This is a genomic window from Pseudomonas sp. OG7, assembly GCF_014192825.1.
GTDB classification, from domain to species: domain Bacteria; phylum Pseudomonadota; class Gammaproteobacteria; order Pseudomonadales; family Pseudomonadaceae; genus Aquipseudomonas; species Aquipseudomonas monteilii.
This window is the reverse complement of sequence record NZ_JACHYK010000007.1, coordinates 62,141-84,805: the sequence shown is the minus strand read 5'-3', so window position 1 is coordinate 84,805 and position 22,665 is coordinate 62,141. Positions and strand designations below refer to the sequence as shown.

The following is a 22,665-nucleotide window of genomic DNA, read 5'->3' as shown; positions in this document are numbered from 1 at the left end:
CTTCACACATGGACGTACGCTACACATCGATTGAAGACGTTCGCGCGCGCATCGACCACATCGATCAGAACCTGGTCGCCCTGCTCGCCCAACGCGGCCAGTTGGTGGCCCAGGCGGCCGCTTTCAAAAAGACCACCGATGACGTGCGCGCACCGGCGCGGGTCGAGCAGGTAATTGCCAAGGTGAGGGGGGTTGCCGAAGAAACGGGGGCTTCGCCAGAGGTGGTGGAGCGGGTTTATCGGGCGATGATTGCAGTGTTCATCGATGAAGAGTTGAGCGTGCATGCCAGTTTGGCCGGCAAATAAACCGGGGCTGCATAGCAGCCCCGGTATTTGAAGACAACACCTTACCCCTGGGCTCCTCAACCCGCCAAGGTGAAGTCCGCTGCCGTTACTGTGGTTGCATCCGCCACCCCTACCAGGCGGATGGAGTCGGTGGCGCCAATGCTGACCAGCGTATCGTCGCCAACATCGGCGATGGTGACGCTGGCGGCAAAGGTCGCCGCAGTGATGTTGAAGGCCGTGATATCCAGCCGGTCCTGGCCACCCACCGCGTTGCTGTCGAAGTTGATGATCAGGTCATTGCCGAAGCCAGCGGCGAACTGGAAGACATCATTGCCGTCAGTGGCCATCATCGTGTCATCCCCGGCACCGCCGTTGACCGTGTCGTCGCCAACATCACCGTTGAGGAAGTCGTTGCCACTGCCACCGGACAGGATATCGTTGCCAGCATCACCGAACAGCGTGTCGCTGCCTGTGCCACCGTTCAGAATGTCGTTGCCAAGGCCACCATCGAGGCTGTCGTTGTCGTCACCGCCGTTCAAGGTGTCGTTGCCACTGCCACCCCGCAGCTGATCGTTACCCGCGCTACCGTTGATCACGTCGTTGCCACCGCCTGCAATGATGAGGTTGTCCATGGTGTTACCGCTACCGATGAAGTTACCAGCCCCGGTGTAGACCAGGTTCTCGATGTTGCTGCCCATACCATAGATTGCCAGCGTGGTACGCACGGTATCCGTACCAGCCCCGCTGGCTTCGATCACCACATCTCCGACGTTATCCACTACGTAAGTATCGTTGCCGAGCCCCCCCACCAAACGGTCCGCGCCTGCACCGCCATTGAGCAGGTCGTTGCCAACGCCACCGGTGATGATGTTATCCAGCGTATTACCGCCACCGATGAAGTTGCCTGCCCCGGTATAGACGAGGTTCTCGATGTTGCTGCTCATGCCGTAGCTCGCCAGCGTAGTACGCACGGTATCCGTACCTGCACCAGTCGCCTCGATCACCACATCTGCGGCGTTATCCACCACGTAGATGTCGTTGCCAAGGCCACCCACCAGGCGGTCAGCACCCGCACCGCCATTGAGCAAGTCGTCGCCAGCGCCGCTGGTGATGATGTTGTCCAGCGTGTTACCACCACCGATGAAGTTGCCCGTGCCGGTGTAAACCAGATTCTCGATGTTGATGCTCATGCCATAACTGGCCAGAGTGGTACGCACGGAATCCGTACCGGCACCCGCGCCCTCGATCACCACATCTGTGGCGTTATCCACCACGTAGATGTCGTTGCCGAGGCCACCCACCAAGCGGTCAGCACCCGCACCGCCATTGAGCAAGTCGTCACCCGCGCCACCGGTGATGATGTTGTCAAGCGTGTTACCACCACCGATGAAGTTGCCCGTGCCGGTATAGACGAGGTTCTCGATGTTGCTGCTCATACCATAACTGGCCAACGTTGTACGCACGCTATCCGTACCCGCCCCCGCCGCCTCAATCACCACATCCCCAGCGTTATCCACCACGTAGGTGTCGTTGCCGAGACCACCCAGCAAGCGGTCAGCACCTGCACCGCCATTGAGCAGGTCATTGCCAGCGCCGCCGATAATGACGTTGGCCAGCGTGTTACCGCCACCGATGAAGTTGCCCACCCCGGTATAGGTCAGGTTTTCGACATTGGCACCCAGGTTGTAGCTGGCCAGGATGGTCTGCACCAGATCTACACCGCCGTTAAGCGCTTCGCTTACCGTGTCGCCGACGTTGTCGACCACGAAGGTGTCGTTGCCAGCACCGCCGGTCATGGCATCCGCGCCAAGCCCGCCGTTGAGGATGTCGTTACCAAGCCCGCCGTCAAGAACGTCGTTGCCAAGCCCGCCAAACAGCTGGTCGGCGCCGTCCAGGCCCGAGATCACGTCATTGCCTGCACTCCCAATCAGGATATCGGCACCGTTGGTGCCGACCAGCGTCAACCCTGGTACTGCAGCAGTCGCCGCCGAGGTGAGTGTCTCCACGGTGCCGAAAGCATCGGTGTAGCGCACGATCACCTGCAATTGCTGGCCTCCCTGGTTGAGGCCTGGCGTGAAGGTGGCCGCAGTGGCGCCAACGATGTCGGTGAAGACGCCACCGGTACCTTGCTGCCACTGGAAGCTGAACGCCCCCAGCCCGTCAATGTCGGCAATACTGCCGGTGAGTGCCGTCAGCGTCTGCCCGATGTCTGGCGTGGTGTCGCTGATCAGCAGCGCACCGGTCGGGGCATCATTGACGTTGGCCACAGGGTCGAGGATGTCGGAGGCGATGCTTTCCTGCACACCAAAGTCATCCACGTAGCTGACCACCACCCGCATGTTCTGCCCCACTTGCGCCTGGGTCAGGACAAAGGTGCTGCTGATGGCGCCAACAATGTTGACCCAGCCCAGACCCCGGTTGGACTGCCACTGGAAGGTGAACTGCGGGTTGCTCAGGCCGTCGGCATCGACGATGGTTGCCGTGTTGGCCGTCAGTGTCTGGTTCTGCACCAGCAACCCGGTCACGGTCGGGCCAGCACTCGGCGCGCTGTTCGCCGACGAGTCGACGATTTCCAGCGTGCCCTTGGCGTCCTGATACACCGCGCGAACGCGGATGCTCAGGCCGGCCACGTCGTCCGTTACGCGGTAAGTGGTGCCAATGGCCCGCGAGACCTCCCCTGCGGCAACGAAGGTGATGTCTTCGTAAACCCCCGAACCCGGCAGCGTTTCGACTTGCCAGTAGTACGCTACCGGGCCGTTGACTGCACCGGTAGGGTTGGCCGCACTGACGTTGTCCGCATCGCGCACGGCCAGCGGTGTTACACGCAGCAGCTGACCACTGACGGGGGTATCGTCACGCAAACCGGTGGCCGCATCGAGAATCGCCAGGTGCCCCGTAGGGCCGGCGTTCACGGCAGTGCCCACACCCGACGCCTGCGAGCGGTCAGAGAACTGCAGCCGCTCGATACCGGTCAGGCGGTCGACACCATCACGCCCGGCCACCAGGTCGGTGACGATCACCGCGTTGCCATCGACCACCACGCTGTAGTCGGTGGCCACCCCCGAGAACACCGCCGTGTCATAGCTGTCGGTGCCATTGAGGATTTCCCGGATGATCACCAGCTGGCCCGGGTTGTAGGTGCCATTGAGCATCAGCGGCACCATCGGCTCCATGCTGTCGAAACTGGCGATTTCCGGGCCGGTGCCGTCGCTGTTGGCGCGCACGCTGATGCGCACGTTCAGCCACTTGTCACCGTCGAGGATGTCGTCGCCACCACGGCCTTCGATCAGGTCGCTGCCGCTGCCGCCGAGGATGATGTTGCCGCCATCGTAGAACGTCGCCCCGGCAGCCAGCAGGCTGGACAGGCCGTTGATCAGGTTGATGTTGGTCAGCACGCTGCCCGTGGCGCCATTGGTCGGCAGGCTGGCGGCGTCTTCGTTGTCACCGCGCAGGAAGTCGCCATGGGACGAGCCGGAAAGGCCTTCCATGATGTCGAAGCGCACCAGCGCCGACGCGCCCGAGCCCGGTACCGGCGGCACATCGAAGAAGCGGTCGCTGTAGTCGACGGTCACGCCCTGGGCCAGGTCCTTGAAGGTCGCCCAGTCGTAGCCGGAGCCGCCGATATAGCGGTCGCCGAAGCCCAGGCTGCCGACCATGATGTCGTCGCCGCCTTCACCGTTGAACTTGTCGTTCTCGTTGCCGCCGATGAACACGTCGTGGCCGATGATCGGGTCGTTGCCGAGTGGGTCGAAGTTGTCGCCAGGCGCACCGTCCGAGGTGCCCTTCTCGATCCAGTCGTCGCCTTCGTTACCCATATCCTGTTCGTTGGCCTTGCTGCCCAGGATAAAGTCGTTGCCCTGGCCGCCAATGGCTTCGGAAGCGTCCTCACCGGTGACGATGAAGTCGTTGCCGAAACCGCCGATGATCAGGTTGACGCCATTACCGCCGTGCAGCACATCGTTGCCGTCGCCGCCCTGGATGTTGTCGTCACCGCCCATGTCGCTGATGATGTCGTCGCCGGCGCCACCGCGCAGCTGGTCGTTGCCGTCGCCACCCTCGATGCGGTCGTTGCCGCCATCGCCCCAGACCGTGTCGTCACCCTCGCTGGACACCAGGATGTCGTCACCGTTGGTGCCGCCCAGCACGATGTGCTCGACACCGGCATAGCGGATGTAGTTGGTGTCCGGGCCAACCGTCAGCGGGCTGTCGCGGAACACCACCTGCTCGCCGTTCTCGCCCAGCGGGTCGGCATTGCCCAGGCCGTCGTTGTATTGCTTGCTCTGGTCCAGTTCCAGGTAGAAGCCCGGGTCGGAGAACACCAGGCCCGGCAGGTGGGTGGCCGAGGTGTTGGCCATGATCAGCTTGGCGAACGAGTTGCTCTCCAGCTCGGCGTTCATCGACAGGCCAGAGGTGCGCTCCAGGTAGTAGAAGCGGTCACCGTCCTGCAGTTTCTCCATCTGGTTTTCGAACACGAAGTTGAAGGTACTGCCGAGCATGCCGCCGAACGGGGTTTTCGCCTCGGCCAGGCCGCCGATCCACAGGTCGATGGCATCGACACCGGTCACGGTCACAGCCTTCAGGTCATCGGCCGTACCCAGCACGCCATCCTTGCCCGGCAGGGTCACATTGGCCCAGGCACCACTGCTGTTGAGGAAGTCCAGGCGATCGGCCGGCGCACCATCGCCGCCGAACACCAGGGCCATGGCCGCAGCGCGTTTTTCGAGCAGGGTGGTGGCACCGGTGATGCTGCTGTGGGTGCCGTAAGCCGCGATGAAGTTGATCAGCGACTCGGGGTGCTTCAGGTGCTGCACCAGGTCGACCCAGCTGGTGTACGGTTTGAGCTGGGTGTCGCCGGTTTGCCCGAAGATGTCGCGGCGCACAGCGTTCAGCGAGGGGATGCCGACATCCCGGCCACGGGCGATGTTGATCGCCGGCAGGTCGAGCGGCAGGCCAAGCAGGTTGTTGCGCAGCGCCTCGGTGACGAACTCGTCGATTTCGTTACCGGCCTGGCGAGTAACCCCGCGCACGATGGCGCTGGTGGCATCCTCGGGGGTGACGCCACTGGCGGCATACGCCAGCGGGTTGAGGAACGCCGCGATCAAGCCCAGTTGCTGTTCGGGGTTGGCGCTGGCCGGGTCCTGGATGACGTTGAAGTCGACGTCAAAGCGGTCGACAGTCTCGGTCAGCATCGAGTGGCCAAAGCGGTACACGGTGTGGGCGAACTCGGCCACGATCGACGCATCGAGGTCTACGTCATACACCTGGGTCGGGGCGAAGAACAGGTCGACCCGTGGTTGCACGGTACGGGCGAACTCTTCGAACACCAGGTGCTGATACTGCATCTCGGTACCGAACTTGGCCGCTTGGAACAGGCGTTCGCCGTTCCATACCAGGGCATCGATCTCGGCCGGGGTGACCGGCAAAGCGGTGACCGGGTTGAGCAGCCACTCATTGAGGAACGCCAGGTCGCCCGAGTCGAGCACGGTGTCCATGGTCTGCGCCACCAGCCGGTTGTGCTCGGCGTGGAAGACGGCATGCACGGCGGTCAGGCCGATGTTCTCGTTGACCCGGCCGTCGCCGGCAATGTAGTGCGCATCCAGCAGTTCGTTGTCGTAGGCCAGGTTGGCCCCGGTCTGCGGGTTGACGGGCACAGCGTTGCCGGCCACGTCGTCGGCATCCGGCGCCAGCACACCACCGCTGAACACCGGCACGGCATTGTGTGCAATGTCGGCGAGGAACTGGTGCCCCGTGCGCACGGCATTGGTCAGGTCGAGCGGCGCCAGCGGGTTGCCTTCGACCTGCTGGTCATCGGCCGTGCCGGCAATGCCGTCCAGGCCCTTCATCACCACCATCGGGTAGCCGTTCGGCCCCTTGATGAAGTTGCCGTAGGCGTCGGTGGCGAGCAAAGGCACGTTGTCGACGTCGGCGTCGGTCAGGTTGATGCCGAGCAGGTCGCGGGCCTGGGCCTTGACCACCTTCCAGGTGGCCATGCCACCGATTTCGGTGTCGTCGCCGGTGCCGAACTTGCCATCGGCGCCCAGGTCACGGTTGGTGATCAGGCGGCCTGTAGCGACAGGGCCATCATCGGTCATGATGTAGGCGCGCAGGAACACTTGGTGCGAGGGGTGCGAGCTGTAGGTCTGGTTCTGGTCCACGAACGGCGTGGTGGTGTTGGTGTGCTCGTGAATGTCATCGGCGTTGCCGAGGATGCCATCCGGCCCTGGCAGGTTGGTGGCACGGGTTACCACCATGAAGTTGGTGAAACCACCCTCCACGTACAGCGGGTCATCCGGCTGCAGCGGGATGTAGATGGTACCCGAGCCGCCCTTGGTGACCAGGTCCAGACCATGGTCGAAGAACTGTCCGAAGAAGGTCATCCACGCGTTGAACGGCGCGGACAACCCGGCATCGGCTGCAGTGTTTTCGAACAGGTACACATCGTGGTCGTCGGTGGTGCCGAACTGGCCATCCATGCCGGGGCTGGCAACGATGCGCACGCCGTCCTTGAGCACATCGTCGTTGCCTGGCGTGCCGAAGTTGAGCACGCCGTCCGCGCCCGGGTCATACGCGGTGGCATAAGCCGCCGGGTTGTTGGAGGTCTGGTCGACCACCAGGTTACTGATGGTACGCGGCTGCGAGTCGAACACCGGGCCGCTGGTTTGCTGGTACGACGTCCCCGGAATGGCTGGCGAGCCAGGCCCGAAGAACCCGGCCGGGGCACCCTCTGCCGGGTTGAATACCGGGTCGGTCACGCGTGGGAAGACGTTGTCGGCGGCACCGAACTGGGTGTTGTTGGTGCCGTTGAGGTTCATCAGGTTGTTGTTCGAGCCATCTACCGCACGTAGCCCCAAGGGCGCGCGGATGTTGGGGATCAACGAAAGGATGTCCTGCCCGGCGGCATCGGCTTCGGCGATCTTGATCTGGGCCAGGATGAAGTTCAGGTCGGAGCGCACCATGTGCAGCCCTTCCCCCCCAGCGGTGGCATCCACGACCGGGGTGGCCGGCGTCGGCACCACCGGTGCGCCCGGCTGTACCACGGCCGTGGGCTGCGAGAAGAGCACTTCGGTAGTGCCATGGGCGTCCTGGTAGATCGCCTTGACCCGCAGGCTTAGCCCGGCCAGGTCTGGCGATACCTTGAACGACGTACCGTCGGCGCTCTGGAACGCCAGGTCGCCGGCCGGCAGCAGGATGATGTCCTGGAACACACCACTGCCCGGGTCGGCCTCGAACTGCCAGTAGTACGAAACCGAACGGTCGGCAAGTGTGCCGGTCAGGTTGCCCGCGCTGACGTTGTCGGCGTCGAGCACGCCCGCCACGCTCACTGTCAGCATGTCACCCACAGTGATCGCACCGCCGTTGCCATCGAGCACGGTCGGGCTGCCGGTGGGTTGCGCGTTCACCCCTTCCACCAGCACGCGCTGGCTGTCGGCGAACTGCAGGCGTTCGATGTGCAGGAGGGTATCCACGCCATCGCGGCCGGCCACGGTATCGGTCACCGTCCACACGTCATCGGCAACGTCAGCCGTGCCTTTGGTGTTCTGGGTCACCACATATTCGCTCTGCACCCCCGCGTATATGGCAGTGTCAAAGGCCGCGCCGCCGGTCGAGGTACCCGGCAGGATTTCCCGCACGGCTTTGAGCTGACCTGGGTTGTAAGTGCGGTCGAGCATGAACGGGATCATGTCGACCATGCTGTCGAAGCTGGCGATCTCTGGCCCGGTGTGGTTGACGTCGCCTGGGGCATACACCGCAATGCGCACGTTCAGCCATTTATCGCCATCGATCAGGTCATCGCCGCCACGGCCTTCGATCAGGTCGCTACCATTGCCGCCGAGCATGATGTTGCCGGTGGCAAAGCCGGTGGTCGGCAACCCGGCATCGGCCAGGAACTGCTGCAGGCCGCGGATCAATGCCACGTTGGTCAGTGCGCTGCCGGTGGCACCGCCATGGTTGAGGATGGTCACGGCATCGACGTCATCGCCCTTGAGCACATCGGCGTAGTTCGAGCCGGACACCCCTTCCACCTCGGCGAAGCGGTCGAGGATGCTGGCCGGCGAGGCGCCGACCGGGTTGAATACCCCGGCGTTCTGGTTTGGTGCATTGCCATGGGGCTGGGCCAGCGCGGCCAGGCTCAGGTCAACGGTAACGCCGACCTTGTCGTTCTTGTTGGTGATCCAGTCGAAGCCGGACATGCCGTCCATCTTGTCCTGGGCATCGCTGCCGACAAAGATGTCGTCGCCGCCTTCACCGATCATTTCATCAAAACCACCGCCCCCGACGAAGATGTCGTTGCCGACCACCTCATCACCCAGCAGCGGCGCAAAGTTGTCGCCGGGCGCACCGTCCTGGGTGCCCTTCTCGATCCAGTCGTCGCCCTCGTTGCCGGTGGGTGGCAGGTTGGTCTTGGCACCGAGGATGAAGTCGTCGCCCTGGCCGCCGAAGGTGGTGGAAATATCCTCGGTGGTGATGATGAAGTCCTGACCGTCGCCGCCCAGAATCAGGTTGCCGGCCACCAGCATGCTGCCAGCGACGATCACGTCGTTACCGGCGTTGCCCTCCAGGCGGTTGTCGCCGAACGAGTCGGTGATGATGTCGTCACCTGCACCGCCCAGCACGGCATCGTTGCCAGCACCACCTTCAAGCACGTCGTCGCCGGCATCGCCGTAAACGGTATCGTCACCTTCGCCGGAAATGATGATGTCGTTGCCGGCAGTGCCGCCGAGCACCACATGGTCTTCACCGGTGTAGTGCAGGAAGTTGCTGTCGGGCCCAACAGTGTCAGGGTTGTCGCGAATCACCAGCGGTACGATTTCCACGCCGTTGATTTCGATGCCGCCCGTTGGGTCGGCCTTGCCGTCGGCCCCCAGCCCGGTGAACTGGTTGGCCTGGTTCACTTCCAGGGTGAAGGTGGGCGTGAGGAACACGGTGTTGGACAGGTGGGTGACGTCGGAGTTGGCCATGATCAGCTTGGCAAAGGAGTTGTTCTCCAGTTCCGTGCCGAAGTTCATGCCCGCCGTGCGCGACAGGTAGTAGAAGCGGTCGCCGTTCTGCAACGCTTCCAGCTGGGTTTCGAAGACAAAGTTGAAGCTAGAACCCAGCATGCCGCCGAAGGGCATTTTTTTCTCGGCCAGGCCGCCGACCCAGAAGTCGATGGCATCGACACCTGTCACCGTCACGCCGGCAATGTCGTCGGCCGTGCCGGCGATACCGTCTTTGCCGGCCAGCGTCACGTTGGCATAGGCGCCGGTGCTGTTGAGGAAGTCCAGGCGATCGGCAGGCGCGCCGTCGCCGCCAAGCACCAGCGCCACTGCGGCGGCGCGCTTGGCCGCTTCGGTGGTGGCCCCGGTGATGGTGGCGTGGGTGCCGTAGGCGGCGATGAAGTTGATCAGCGACGCCGGGTGCTTGAGGTGGTCGGCAAAATCGACCCAGCTGATGTAGGCCTTGAGCTGGCTGTCACCGGTTGCGGCATAGAACTCGCGGCGCGCCTCGTTCAGGCTGGGGATACCGGTGTCACGGCCACGGGCGATGTTCAGCGCGGGCAGGTCCAGCGGCAGGCCAAGCAGGTTGTTGCGCAGCGCCTCGGTGACGAACTCGTCGATTTCGTTGCCCAGCTGGCGGGTCACGCCGCGAATGATCGCACCGGCTGCCTCGTCGGCGGTGGCACCGCTGCCGGCGAAGGCCAGCGGGTTGAGGAAGGCGGCAATCAGGCCCAGTTGCTGATCCGGGTTGGCGGGGTCGCCCGACACCGGGTTGAAGTCGGGGTCGAAGCGGTCGACGGTTTCGGTCAGCATCGAGTGGCCGAAGCGGTACACCACATGGGCGAACTCGGCGAGGATGGCCGGGTTGATCGACGTGTCGTAGCCGTTGGGGGCGAGGAACTCGTCGATCTGCGGCTGAATGGTGCGCGCGAACTCTTCGAACACCAGGTGCTGGTACTGCATTTCGGTGCCGAACTTGGCGGCCTGGAACAACCGCTCGCCGTCCCATACCAGTGCGGCGATGCCGGCTGGCGTGGTGGGGATGGCGGTGACATCGTCGATCAGCCACTCGTTGAGGAACGCCAGGTCACCGGCGGCCAGCAAGGTGTCCTTGGTCTGCTGCACCAAGCGGTTGTGCTCGGAGTGGAACACATGGTGCACGGCAGTAAGGCCGATGTTTTCGTTCACCCGGCCATCACCGGCGATGTAGTGGGCGTCGAGCAGTTCGTTGTCGTAGGTCAGGTTGTTGCCGCCTGGGCCAACTGGCTGGGCGTTGCCTACTGCGGTGTCGGCATCGGCCTGCAACACACCGCCCACCACCACGGGCGCGGCGTTGTGGGCAATGTCGTCAAGGAAGCCATGCCCGGTGCTCACGGCGTTGGCCAGGCTGATCGGCGCGTTGCGGTCGCCTTCGACCAGTTGGGTGACGTCGTCGGCCGTGCCGGCAATACCATCGGCGCCATTGTTCACCCGCATCACCACTTGCGGCATGCCGTTGGGCCCACGCAGGAAGTTGCCATAGGCATCGGTGGCCAGCAGCGGCACGCTGTGCACGTCGGCGTCGGTCAGGTTGATACCCAGCATGTCACGGGCCTGAGCCTTGACCACCGCCCAGGTGGCCATGCCGCCATTCTCGCTGTTGCCATCGTCAGCTGTGCCGAACTTGCCGTCCGCGCCCAGGTCGCGGTTGGTGATCAACCGCCCGGTGGCCACCGGGTCGCCTGCGGCATTCAACGCATATTCGCGCAGAAACACCTGATGCGAGGGGTGCGAGCTGTAGGTCTGGCTCTGGTCGACGAACGGCGAGGTGGTGTTGGGCTGGCTATCGTCGGCCGTGCCCACTACACCATCGGCACCGGCGGTACGTACGGCACGTGAAAGCACCATGAAGTTGGTCGGGCTGCCAGCCACGAACAGCGGATCGTCGGGGCGCAGCGGAATGAACACGATATCGGTGCTGCTCTTGCTCACCAGGTCAAGACCGTGGTCAAAGAACTGGCCGAAGAAGGTCATCCAGGCGTTGAAGCCAGCCGTCAGGCCCACGTCGGGCGAGACGTTGGGGATGAAGAACACAGGCTTGTCATCAGCGGTGCCGAACACCCCATCGATCCCCGGGCTCATCACCGGAGCAGCACCGCCATTGGCCTCGACCGCAGCCGGGTTGTTCGCCGTCTGGTCGACGATCAGGTTGCTGATGGTGCGCGGTTGTGAATCGACGACATTGCCGGTGCCCACATAGTTGGCGCGGTAGGAGGCATCGAGCAAGCGCAGGAACGCGTTGTCAGAAGCGCCGAACTCGCTTTGCCCGGCGACCAGGTTGTTGAAGCTGCCATCCACGGTGCGCAGGCCGAACGGCACCTGACTGTTGGGCAGCAGGTCGATCAGGCTGGCGCCATCTGCGTGGGCTTCGGCGATGAAGATCTGTTTGAGGATGAATTCCAGGTCTGACTTGCTGAAATTGGCCATTTCAATTGCCCTCGATCATTCAAGAGAAATCACAGGGCAACAGGGTCCTTCCCGCGCCCAGTCAGTGTTGACGTGCGCAGTATCTGGTTCTTTTTTAAGGGCTCGGCGGCTCAATGCTGTTGTGTTGGCGCCTCAGCCTCATTACTCGAAAGCCGGCCCCACCGCTCCGGGAGGGCCTGTTAACCGTGCGATACAGGTGTAACGCACGTGCATCGACCCCAGCTTGCACAGGGCCCGAATACTTCAGACTAAAGTCGCAGGGCAAAAGCTTGTCAATATCCCGTCAAAAAAATCGTTCGATGATGATAATGCGATGCAAATAGCTGTTTTTCTGGCACTTATAAAAAGTTCAAAGTATTAATAGAGCAAAATGATATTACCGAATGTTTCGTTGCAACCTACGCTCGTGCATGTGGGAGCAACGCAGCGTTTTGGACTATTCGCCATAAGAGCGACCCGCCTGCGAGCCGACCAAGAAGCCACAACTACCGTTGTACGGGGCGCCGCAAGGGCTTCCCGACTTGTAACGAAGGGAGGCCCCCGATGCCTAAGCCACCACGCACCCGCTCCGAGCTGGCCGACGTGCTCTTTCGCTTGCGCCGCAGCTTCTATGCCCTGGCCGCCTTTAGCGGCGTGATAAACGTCATGATGTTGACGCCAGCTATTTATATGCTGCAGGTGTATGACCGCGCGCTGGTCAGCCGCAACGTCACCACGCTGGGCATGCTCACGCTGCTGGTGGTCGGGTTGTTCCTGTTGATGTCGGCATTGGAGATGACCCGTACCCGCGTGCTGATCCGGGTGGGCAACTGCCTGGACATGGACCTCAACCGGCGCATCTTCAGCGCCGCGTTCGAGCGCAACCTGAGCCGCGCCGGCGGCAACCCGGCCCAGGCCCTGCAGGACCTGGCGCAAGTGCGGCAGTTTCTGACCGGCAACGGTTTGTTCGCCTTTTTCGATGCACCATGGACGCCGATCTACCTGGTGGTCTGCTACCTGATCCACCCTTGGCTCGGGCTGGTCACGATGATTGGCTCGCTGATCCTGGTGGGCCTGGCCTACCTCACCGAGAAGGCTACGCAAAAGCCACTGGCCGAAGCCAATCAGGCCGCCATGACGTCGGCCAGCTACGCCAACAACAACCTGCGCAACGCCGAAGTGATCGAGGCCATGGGCATGCTGCCGTCAATCGGCAAGCGCTGGTACCAAGGGCACTTGCGCATCCTGCAGATGCAGACCCTGGCCTCCGACCGCGCGGCGCTGATCAGCAGCACCGGGCGTTTCGTGCGCATCACCTTGCAGTCGCTGATCCTCGGTACCGGTGCGTTGCTGGCAATAGAAGGCAAGATCACCCCCGGCATGATGATCGCGTGTTCGATCCTGACCGGCCGCGCCCTGGGCCCGGTGGAACAGGTGATTGCCTCCTGGAAGCAGTTGCTCGGTTGCCGCTTGGCCTGGGGCCGGCTCAACGACCTGCTGCAAGACTATCCGCAGCGGCCACCGAGCATGTCGCTGCAGCGGCCGATGGGCATGCTGGCCGTGGAAAACGTGATCGCCGGTGCCCCCGGCACCACCACCAGCATCGTGCGCGGGGTCAGCTTCAGCCTGGTGCCGGGTGAAAGCTTAGGCATCATCGGCCCTTCGGCTTCGGGCAAGTCTACTCTCGCCCGCCTGCTGGTGGGTGTGTGGCCGGCACAGGCCGGCAAGGTGCGCCTGGATGGTGCCGACATCTTCACCTGGAACAAGGCCGAACTCGGCCCTTGGCTGGGCTACCTGCCGCAAGACGTGGAGCTGTTCGAGGGCACCATCGCCGAAAACATCGCGCGCTTTGCCGAGGTGGACAGCGATGCGGTGATCCGTGCTGCCCGCAGCAGCGGCGTACACGACATGATCCTGCACTTCCCGCAGGGCTACGACACGCGCCTGGCCGCCGACGGCACCCCACTGTCCGGCGGCCAGAAGCAGCGTATCGCCCTGGCCCGCGCCCTGTATGGCGAGCCCAACCTGGTCGTGCTGGACGAACCCAACGCCAACCTCGATGACGTCGGCGAGAAGGCCCTGGTGGATGCGCTGGCCGAGTTGAAGGCGCGCGGCGCCACGGTGATCCTGATTTCCCATCGGCCCAATGTGCTGTGTGCAGTCGACAAGATACTCATGTTGCGCGACGGCGCTGTGCACATGCTCGGCAGCCGCGACGAAGTATTCGCGGCGCTGCGCAAGGCTGCCGTGATTCCAGCGGCCGGTGCAGCACCGCTGGCTTCGGTCAAAGTAAGGGAGTAGCCGATCATGCAGATGACTCAACACGCTGAGTTGATCCCCGCCGAAGCCAAGAACCTGATCGACCTGGATGCGGCCCGGCCAGTACGCTGGGGCGTATGGATGGTGATTGCCGGTTTTGGCGGTTTCTTGCTGTGGTCTTGCCTGGCGCCACTGGACGCAGGCGTGGTAGCCACCGGCACGGTCAAGGTCACCAGCAACCGCAAGGCGGTACAGCACCTGACCGGCGGCACGGTCGAGGCGATCCTGGTGCGCGAAGGCGATCTGGTAAAAAAAGGCCAGGAAGTGGTGCGGCTCGACGCCCTGCGCGCAGTCGCTGAGCAAGGCGCGCTCAGCGCGCAGTACATCGTCAGCAAAACCGTGGAAAACCGCCTGGAAGCCGAACGCGACGGCCGCGACACGGTCACCTTCGACCCTGCCCTGCTCCAGCATTACGCCAATGACCCTCGCTTGCTGGCCGCCATGGACTTGCAACAGCGCCTGCTCGACACCCGCCGCGCCGGCCTGGCGGGGGAACTGAGCATCCTTGAGGAAAACCTCACCGCTTCGGCGGTGCAGCTCAAGGGCCTGCAGCAGGTGTACGGTGCCCGCGCCTCACAGATCGGCTTCCTCAACCAGGAACTGCAAGGCACACGGGTGCTGGCCGCCGAAGGTTACGTACCGCGCAACCGCCTGCTGGAGCTGGAGCGCAGCAATGCCGACCTGTCCGCCGGCCAGGCAGAAAACCTCAACAACATAGCCCGGGCACGCAGCCAGGCCACCGAGATCAAGCTGCGCATCCTGCAGCGCCAGCACGACTACCTGAAAGAAGTGGAATCGCAACTGACCGACACCGCCAAGGAAAACACCACCCTGGCCGACCGCTTGCGCGCACTGGACTACGAAGTGACCCACACGGTGATCCGCTCGCCGATCGATGGCATGGTCCAGGGCCTGAGCATTGCCACGGTCGGCGGCATCATCCAGCCCGGTGCCAAGATCATGGAGGTGGTGCCACTCGACCAGCCCCTGCAGGTAGACGCAATGATCCCGGTGCAGGCTATCGACAAGATGGTGCCGGGCCTGGACGTGGACATCGCCTTCCCGGCCTTCAACCACGCACAGACGCCGAACATTCCGGGGCGGGTGAAGACCATTTCCGCCGACCGCCTGCTCGACGAAGAAAGCAAGCAGCCGTTCTACCTGGCCCAGGTGGAAGTGACGCCCGCCGGCATGGGCCTGCTGGGCAGCAACCACATCCGCCCCGGCATGCCCGCCACCGTCACCATCAAGACCGGCGAGCGCAACCTGCTCAGCTACTTGCTCAAACCCATGCTCGAACGCGTCGACGCCGCGTTCAAGGAGCAATGACATGAAACGCCCGTGCCTGATGTTGTGCCTGCTGGGGGTTGCCGTGCAGGCCAGTGCCATGGACCTGAAGCAAGCGTGGGACCTGTTGCAATACCAGGGCCCGATCTACCAGGCCGCCGTGCATGAGAAACAGGCCGGCAGCGAAAACCGCGCTATCGGCGAAGCTGGCTTGCTGCCACAGATCAACGCTTCGGCCTATTTCAACAGGGTCAATGGCAGCCAGCGCCAGAATGGCCAGGACAACGACCTGGACTATGACTCCAAAGGTGCCAACGTGCGCCTGCGCCAACCGCTGTTCAACAAACAGAAGATGGCCGAGTACCGCCAGGGCCAGCAACGGGCCGACTACAGCGTGGCGGTGTTCGATGCCAAGAGCCAGGACGCCGCGGTACGTCTGGCCGACGCCTACTTCGACGTGCTGCTGGCCAGCGAAACCATCACCCTGGCCAAAGCCAAGCTGAACGCTTTCGAAGAGCAACTGGCTTCGGCGAAGCGCCGCAAGGAACTGGGCGCTGGCACCATCACCGATGTCGACGAGTCGGTCGCTCGCCGCGACCTGGCCGAGGCCGACCTGATCGACGCCCAGGACAACCTGGTCAATACCCGGCGCAAGCTGGAGGAGTACATTGGTGAAACCCCACAGTCTCTGACCACCTTGCAGCCAGGCTTCAGTACACCGCCGCTGATGCCAGGCAACCTGCAGGACTGGCTGGTCAAGGCCCAGGCAGACAGCCCGTTGATTCATGCACGCCGGCACAGCTACGAGCTGGCCGAAGAAGAAGTGAAACGTGCCCGCGCCGGGCACTGGCCAACACTGGATTTCGTGGCCGGCTACACCGCCGGCAGCAGCCAGTCGATTTCCGAGATCAACCAGCGTAACCACTACAGCTCGATCGGGCTGGAGCTGAACATTCCGCTGTACAGCGGTGGCAGCACCAGCGCCCTTACTCGCCAGGCCAGCGCCAACAGCTCAAAGGCCTTGGACGAGCTGGACGCAACACGCCAGGAGGTGATTTCCGACACCACCCGCGAGTACCGCGGTGTGCAGAGTGGTGCCTTGCGCATTCAGGCGCTGGAAAAGGCCGTGGCTTCCAACGAGCGCTCGCTGTCCTCCACCCGCAAGGGCTTCAAGGAAGGCGGTACCAGCACCAACTCGGATGTACTCAATGCCGAAGAGTTGCTGTACGACGCCCGTCACGACCTGTTCGAGGCGAAGCTGAACTACCTGATGTCACGGCTGCGGCTGGCCTCGTCGGTGGGTAGCCTGGGTGATGACGACATCGAACAGATCAACAATTACCTGGGGCCGGAACTGATGGTAAGCAATTGATCGGAGCACACACGGTAGCGGTGGCCGGTTTATTGACGTCAGGCTATTCACCGACTGCATGCACCCGGACGACCTGGCCATCACCCGCCCGTCGCTTGCAAAGGTGATGAACGGGCAGCCCCATTACGACTCCCGCAACCGCCATGCCTGTTGCTGAGACACGCGGATGGAAACAGCTACCAGGTCAAGCGACAGAGGACCGCAGCCGGCTGATCAAGAAAGGACCATCATCATGCTCAACCCTGAAAACGCGTTGCTCGACAGTTGGCAGCACAACGCGCAAGCCTGGATCGGCGCCGTGCGCAGCGGCGCCATCGAAAGCCGCCGCCAGGTCACCGACCAGGCGATCCTGCTGGCCATTCTTGGCCGCCAGCCCGAACGGGTGCTGGACCTGGGCTGCGGTGAGGGCTGGCTGCTGCGCGCCCTGGGTGATCGCGGGATCGAAGCGGTGGGTGTCGACGGTGACAGGACATTGGTGGATGCCGCGCAGGCTGCGGGCTCGGCCGAGGTGCACCTGGCCAGCTATGCGCAGTTGGCCGAGGGCCACGTCTACGTAGGCAAAGGTTATGACCTGATCTGTGCCAATTTTGCGTTGTTGCACCAGGACATCATTCCGCTACTGGCGGCGATGCACGACCTAATGGTGCCTGGCGGTGCGCTGATGATCCAGACGCTGCACCCTTGGAGCATGGCGGGTGGGGACTATCACGATGGCTGGCGGGAGGAGTCATTTGCCGGGTTTGCCGGGGATTGGCAGCCAATGCCCTGGTATTTTCGTACCCTGGCCAGCTGGCTGAATGCACTGGACATGGCGGGGTTGCGGCTGGTCAGCCTGCAGGAGCCGCAGCACCCGCAGAGTGCGATGCCGGAGTCATTGTTGATGGTGGCTGAGCGCCCTTGAGGCGCTCAAGCCCCCACACAGCTCAAGCTTCAGAGCACAGGCTTGCGCGCCGCCCCGCTGCGGGCTTTGGCCATGGCGGCCAGACGCACCGCGACGTTGGCCGCGCCGTAACCGGCATAGCCACCCTTACGCTGGATGATCTCGAAGAAGAATCGCTCCTCGAACGGTTCGGTGTACACGTGGAACAGCTCGCCGCCCTGGGCATCGCGGTCGTACAGCACGTTGTAATACGCCAGCTCGCTGAGGAACTCGTCGTCGAAATCGAAGCGTGCTGCCAGGTCGTCGTAGTAGTTCAGCGGGATTTCCAGCAACGGCACACCAGCCAGCTTGGCGCGCGCCACTTCGTGGAAGATATCGTCACAATCGAAGGCGATGTGATGCACGCCCGAACCGCGGTAGCTGGACAGCGCATGAGCGATGGCGGTGTTGCGGTTTTCCGAAATGTTAAGCGGCAAGCGCAACGTGCCGCACTGGCTACGCAGCGCGCGGCTCTTGACCAGGCCGTATGGGTCGGGCAGCACCACTTCGTCATCCGCGGCGAAATCGAACAGGCTCTTGTAGAACAGCACCCAGCTGTCCAGCGACTCGGCCGGCAAGGCCAGGGCCATGTGATCGATGCGGCGCAGGCCACCGGTGGCGGTGGCGCTCTTGTCCAGGCTGAAATCGGTATCGTACAGGGTCTGGCCGGCAGTGCCCTGTTCTACCAGGTACAGCAGGCTACCATCCGGGGCACGCACCGCCGGTACTTCACATTCGTTAGGGCCGACCAAGCCCCGGAACGGCTGGCCACGGTAGGCAGTCGCGCGCTTCAGGGCTGCTTGCTGGTCCTTGACCCGCAGCGCGGTGGCGCACAGCGACGGGCCGTGGGCCTCGAAGAAGTTGTGGCCGAAGGAATACGGTTCGGCGTTCAACACAATGTTGATATCGCCCTGGCGCAGCAACTGCACTTCTTTACTGCGGTGTTTGCCGGCTTCGGCAAAACCCAGGCGCTTCAGCCAACTGGCCAGACGCGCGCCAACAGCTTCGTCAACCGCGAATTCGAGGAACTCCACACCGTCATAGGTGCTCGCCGCTGGCGGGGTGAACAGCACGCCAGGTTCGATCGGCGTGTTTTCCTGTTCCAGGCGCAGGCGGGTCTGCTCTTCGAGGTACAACAGCGAGCGCAGGCCATCAGCGGCATTTTGCCGTGGCGGCGCAGCGCGGAACCCGTCATTGAAGATTTCCAGCGATAGCGGGCCACGGTAACCGGTGGCGAGGATCGGCGCCAGAAAGCCGGCCATGTCCATTTCACCCTGCCCCGGGAAGCACCGGAAGTGGCGGCTCCACTCCAGCACATCCATGGCCAGAATCGGCGCGTCGGCCATCTGCACGAAGAAAATCTTGTCACCGGGGATGTCGCGGATCGCGCTGGGGTCACCCTTCAGGGACAAGGTATGGAAACTGTCGAGGATCACCCCGAGGGCCGGGTGGTCGGCCTGGCGCACCAGGTTCCACACCTGCTGGTAGGTGTTGACGTGGCGGCCCCAGGCCAGCGCTTCGTAACCAATGCGCAGGCCGCGCTTGCCGGCGTGCTCGGCCAGCAGGCGCAGGTCATCGACCAGCAACTGCTCTTCGCCCAGGGCATCGGCCTGGACGTTACTGCACACCAGCACCAGGTCGGTGCCCAGCTCCTGCATCAGGTCGAACTTGCGTTCGGCGCGGTCGAGGTTTTTCTGCAGCCGGTCGCGGCGGCAGCCTTCAAAGTCGCGAAACGGCTGGAACAGGGTAATGGCAATGCCAAGATCAGCGCACATCTGGCGCACCTGGCGCGGGCTGCCGGCGTAATAGAGCAGGTCGTTTTCGAAGATCTCGACGCCGTCAAAACCGGCGGCGGCGATGGCTTCGAGCTTTTCCGGCAGGGTGCCGCTCAAGGACACGGTAGCGATCGAACGCTGCATGGCGGGAGTTCCTTGTTGTTAGAAAATGACGGTGCCAGTCAGGTAAAAACCACTGTCACAGTTTATGGCACGATCGATTATTCGCAGGTAAAGTCGCCGCTTCAATCTCTTTGTACGGAATGGTTAGTTTTGCGTTCGATTATCGCACAAAACCCAATTTAGCGAATTGCTAGACCGCTGGCCCTGCGGTCAACATGAGACCCAGACGCAGGCACACCGACCACTGCCTCCTGCCTTGGTGAACCGATGGCGGAACCTGCGCAAACAACAATAACAACGGAGACAACGATGGCTCACTCCAGCTCGCAAGCCAAAAAAGCGACCGCCAGTGGATGGATAGGCTCGGCACTCGAGTACTACGACTTCTTCATCTACGCCCAGGCCGCTGCGCTGATTTTCCCGCAGATCTTCTTCCCCAATACCGACCCGAAAATGGCCATCATTGCCTCGTTGGCCACGTACGGCGTGGGCTACCTGGCGCGCCCGGTCGGTGCCTTCGTACTGGGCCACTGGGGTGACACTCGCGGGCGCAAGAACGTCCTGCTGCTGTGCATGTTCCTGATGGGCTTGTCGACCATGGCCGTCGGCCTGCTGCCCACCTACCACGACATCGGTTACCTCGCCCCGGCCTTGCTGGTGGTGCTGCGCCTGATCCAGGGCTTTGCCGTGGCCGGGGAAATTTCCGGTGCCAGTTCCATGATCATGGAGCACGCGCCATTCGGCCGAAGAGGCTATTACGCCAGCTTTACCCTGCAAGGCGTGCAGGCTGGCCAGGTGCTGGCCGCGGCGGTGTTCCTGCCACTGGCCTACTTCATGCCTAGCGAAGCCTTCACCGAATGGGGCTGGCGCATTCCGTTCCTGATGAGCGCCATCGTGCTGATTGCCGGTTTCATCATCCGTAAGGAAGTGCACGAAACCCCGGCGTTCGTGAAGGAAGAGAAGCAGGACAAGGTTGCCAAGTCGCCCATCAGCGAGGCCTTCCGCCACAGCTGGAAGCACATGGTGCTGGTGATGTTCATGGCCCTGATGAACGTGATCCCGGTGGTGGCCACCATCTTCGGTGCGGCCTACGCGGTGCAGCCAGCCTATGGCATCGGCTTCGACAAGAGCGTGTACCTGTGGATCCCGGTGGTCGGCAACATCGTCGCGGTGCTGGTGATTCCGTTCGTGGGTAACCTGTCGGACAAGATCGGCCGTCGCCCGACCATGATCGCCGGTTGCCTGGGCTCTGGCCTGCTGGCGTTCGTCTACCTGTACGCAATCAGCATCCAGAACGTGCCCATGGCGTTCGCCGCATCGATCATCATGTGGGGCATGGTCTACCAGGGTTACAACGCGGTGTTCCCAAGCTTCTACCCAGAGCTGTTCCACACCCGCTACCGCGTTTCGGCCATGGCCATCGCACAGAACATCGGCACCATGCTGACCGCCATGCTGCCAGCGCTGTTCGCCCTGGTCGCACCGCCTGGCTCGGACAACATCCCGCTGGTGGTGGGTAGCCTGGCGTTCTTCATTACCTGCGTGTGCGCCCTGGCGGCCTACATTGCCCCGGAAACCCATCGCCTGGCGATGGAAGACCTGGGTAACCCGGATGCCAAGCCGATGGAAAAGGATGCTTACGAGGCTAGCCGTAAAGGTAGCTTTCAGGCAGTGAGCCACTGACAGATTGTCGGGGCCGCGTTGCGGCCCCGGCACTTTCAACCTTCAACCACTTCCTGCAAGCGCGCCCACAGTCGCTCGACATCCCCTCGCTCAGTCGGCAGCGCACCAATCGAAACCCGCACCATCCACCGCCCATCCAGTGTCGCTGGCGTCACATAGGCATCGCCAGAAGCATTCAGTCGGTCGGCCCACCCCTTGGTATGCGCATCCAGCGCCTCCCCTTCCAGCCCTGCCGGCCGATGGCGAATGCACAGGGTCTGCAACTGCACCGGCGCCAGCACCTCCCACTCAGCCGCCGCCCCAACCTGCCCCGCCAACCATCGGGCATTGTCCAGATCGCGCCGCAACCGCGCCTGCAATGCGTCAACGCCCTCGCTGCGCAGCATGAACCACAGCTTCAACGCGCGGAACCGTCGGCCCAGCGGGATGCCCCAGTCACGCAGGTTCTTCACCTCGCCATCCACCGCCGATTGCAGGTAGCTGGGGTTGGTGCTCATCACCCGAATCAGGTGCTGCGGATCGCGCACGTAATAGATCGAGCAATCGAAGGCCACACCCAGCCACTTGTGCGCATTGACCACCACCGAATCGGCCAGCTCGATGCCATCCCACATCCAGCGGCACTCAGGCAGGATCATCGCGGAACCGGCCATGGCCGAGTCCACATGCAGCCACAAGCCATGGGCCTGGGCGATTTCACCGATCGGGCGCAGCGGGTCAAGGGCGGTGGTGGCCGTGGTGCCAGTGGTGGCCACGACCGCGCAAGGTTGGTTGCCTGCAGCCAGGTCCTGCTCGATCGCCGCCCGCAAGGCCTCTGGACGCAAGGCGTAATGTTCGTCTGTGGGGATGAGGCGGATATTGTCGCGGCCAAAACCTGCCAGCAGCGCGGCCTTGTCTACCGAGCTGTGGGCATGGGCACTGACATACACGATCAAAGGCCTGGCTTCGGCCTGGAGGCCGCCGCGTACCAAGGCGTAGTCGGTCGCGCGTTCACGGGCACTGATCAGCGCCACCAGGGTGCTGGTCGACGCGGTGTCCTGGATCACCCCGCTCCAATGGCCAGACAGGCCCAGCAGCTGACGCAGCCAGTCGAGGGTGGTTTCTTCCAGCTCGCTCAGTGCCGGGCTGGATTGCCAAGACAGACCCAGCACGCCCAAACCGGTGCTGAGGAAATCGCCCAACACGGAAGACAGGGTGCCATTGGAGGGGAAGTAGCCGTAGAAGTCCGGGTGCTGCCAATGGGACAGGCCGGGCATGACCAGCTGGTTGACGTCATCGAGGATGGCCTCGAAGGGTTCGCCTTGCCGGGGCGCCGTTGCGGGTAAGGCAGCCTTGAGGTAGCCGGGTTCAACCTGGGCCATGACCGGGCGCTCGCCGACGGTTTGGCGGTAGTCGGCGATCAGGTCGATCAATTGATGGCCGTACTGACGAAATTGTTCGGGGGTCACGTGGGGGCTCCTGTGGTTTTTCCACTGCCCCC

9 protein-coding genes and 1 pseudogene are annotated in these 22,665 nt (G+C 63.1%); 7 read left to right on the top strand and 3 right to left on the bottom strand.

All coding sequences use genetic code 11. The features are described from left to right. The first annotated feature begins 8 nt into the window (after positions 1 to 8). Positions 9 to 305 (top strand): chorismate mutase, encoded by a 297-nt coding sequence (locus FHW75_RS17915; RefSeq protein WP_027608870.1) that lies wholly within the window; start codon positions 9 to 11, stop codon positions 303 to 305. 56 nt (positions 306 to 361) lie between these two features. On the opposite strand, the gene FHW75_RS17910 is transcribed toward FHW75_RS17915, so the two are convergent. Further along, positions 362 to 11,728, bottom strand: a complete 11,367-nt coding sequence (locus FHW75_RS17910) for a peroxidase family protein (protein ID WP_183674183.1) — start codon at positions 11,726 to 11,728, stop codon at positions 362 to 364. A gap of 543 nt (positions 11,729 to 12,271) precedes the next feature. Here FHW75_RS17910 and FHW75_RS17905 point away from each other — a divergent pair. From FHW75_RS17905 to FHW75_RS17890, 5 genes and pseudogenes are all read left to right on the top strand, one after another. Further along, complete coding sequence (locus FHW75_RS17905) at positions 12,272 to 14,008, top strand: type I secretion system permease/ATPase (RefSeq protein ID WP_019097807.1); 1,737 nt, start codon at positions 12,272 to 12,274, stop codon at positions 14,006 to 14,008. Positions 14,009 to 14,014: 6 nt separating this feature from the next. Next, a complete protein-coding gene (locus FHW75_RS17900; protein WP_016711195.1) occupies positions 14,015 to 15,355 on the top strand; it encodes an HlyD family type I secretion periplasmic adaptor subunit in 1,341 nt (446 codons plus the stop codon). 1 nt (position 15,356) lies between these two features. Then, the gene (locus tag FHW75_RS17895; RefSeq protein ID WP_019097809.1) at positions 15,357 to 16,685 is read left to right on the top strand and encodes a TolC family outer membrane protein; all 1,329 of its coding nucleotides are present in this window, start codon (positions 15,357 to 15,359) and stop codon (positions 16,683 to 16,685) included. Positions 16,686 to 16,734: 49 nt separating this feature from the next. Then, a pseudogene (locus tag FHW75_RS26845) lies at positions 16,735 to 16,830 on the top strand (diguanylate cyclase); the annotation flags it as partial. 87 nt (positions 16,831 to 16,917) lie between these two features. Beyond that, a complete protein-coding gene (locus tag FHW75_RS17890) occupies positions 16,918 to 17,586 on the top strand; it encodes a bifunctional 2-polyprenyl-6-hydroxyphenol methylase/3-demethylubiquinol 3-O-methyltransferase UbiG (protein WP_183674181.1) in 669 nt (222 codons plus the stop codon). A 29-nt stretch (positions 17,587 to 17,615) separates the two neighbouring features. On the opposite strand, the gene quiC is transcribed toward FHW75_RS17890, so the two are convergent. Beyond that, positions 17,616 to 19,523 (bottom strand): 3-dehydroshikimate dehydratase QuiC, encoded by a 1,908-nt coding sequence (quiC, locus tag FHW75_RS17885; RefSeq protein WP_183674179.1) that lies wholly within the window; start codon positions 19,521 to 19,523, stop codon positions 17,616 to 17,618. Positions 19,524 to 19,811: 288 nt separating this feature from the next. Between quiC and FHW75_RS17880 the strand changes: the two genes are divergently transcribed. Beyond that, positions 19,812 to 21,185 carry an MFS transporter gene (locus FHW75_RS17880; RefSeq protein WP_016711199.1) on the top strand — a complete coding sequence of 458 codons (1,374 nt, stop codon included), beginning with the start codon at positions 19,812 to 19,814 and terminating at the stop codon, positions 21,183 to 21,185. A 35-nt stretch (positions 21,186 to 21,220) separates the two neighbouring features. Here FHW75_RS17880 and FHW75_RS17875 read toward each other — a convergent pair whose 3' ends face one another. Continuing rightward, on the bottom strand, positions 21,221 to 22,633 hold the full coding sequence (locus FHW75_RS17875; protein ID WP_183674178.1) for a DOPA decarboxylase: 1,413 nt from the start codon (positions 22,631 to 22,633) through the stop codon (positions 21,221 to 21,223). Between the last annotated feature and the right edge of the window lie 32 nt (positions 22,634 to 22,665).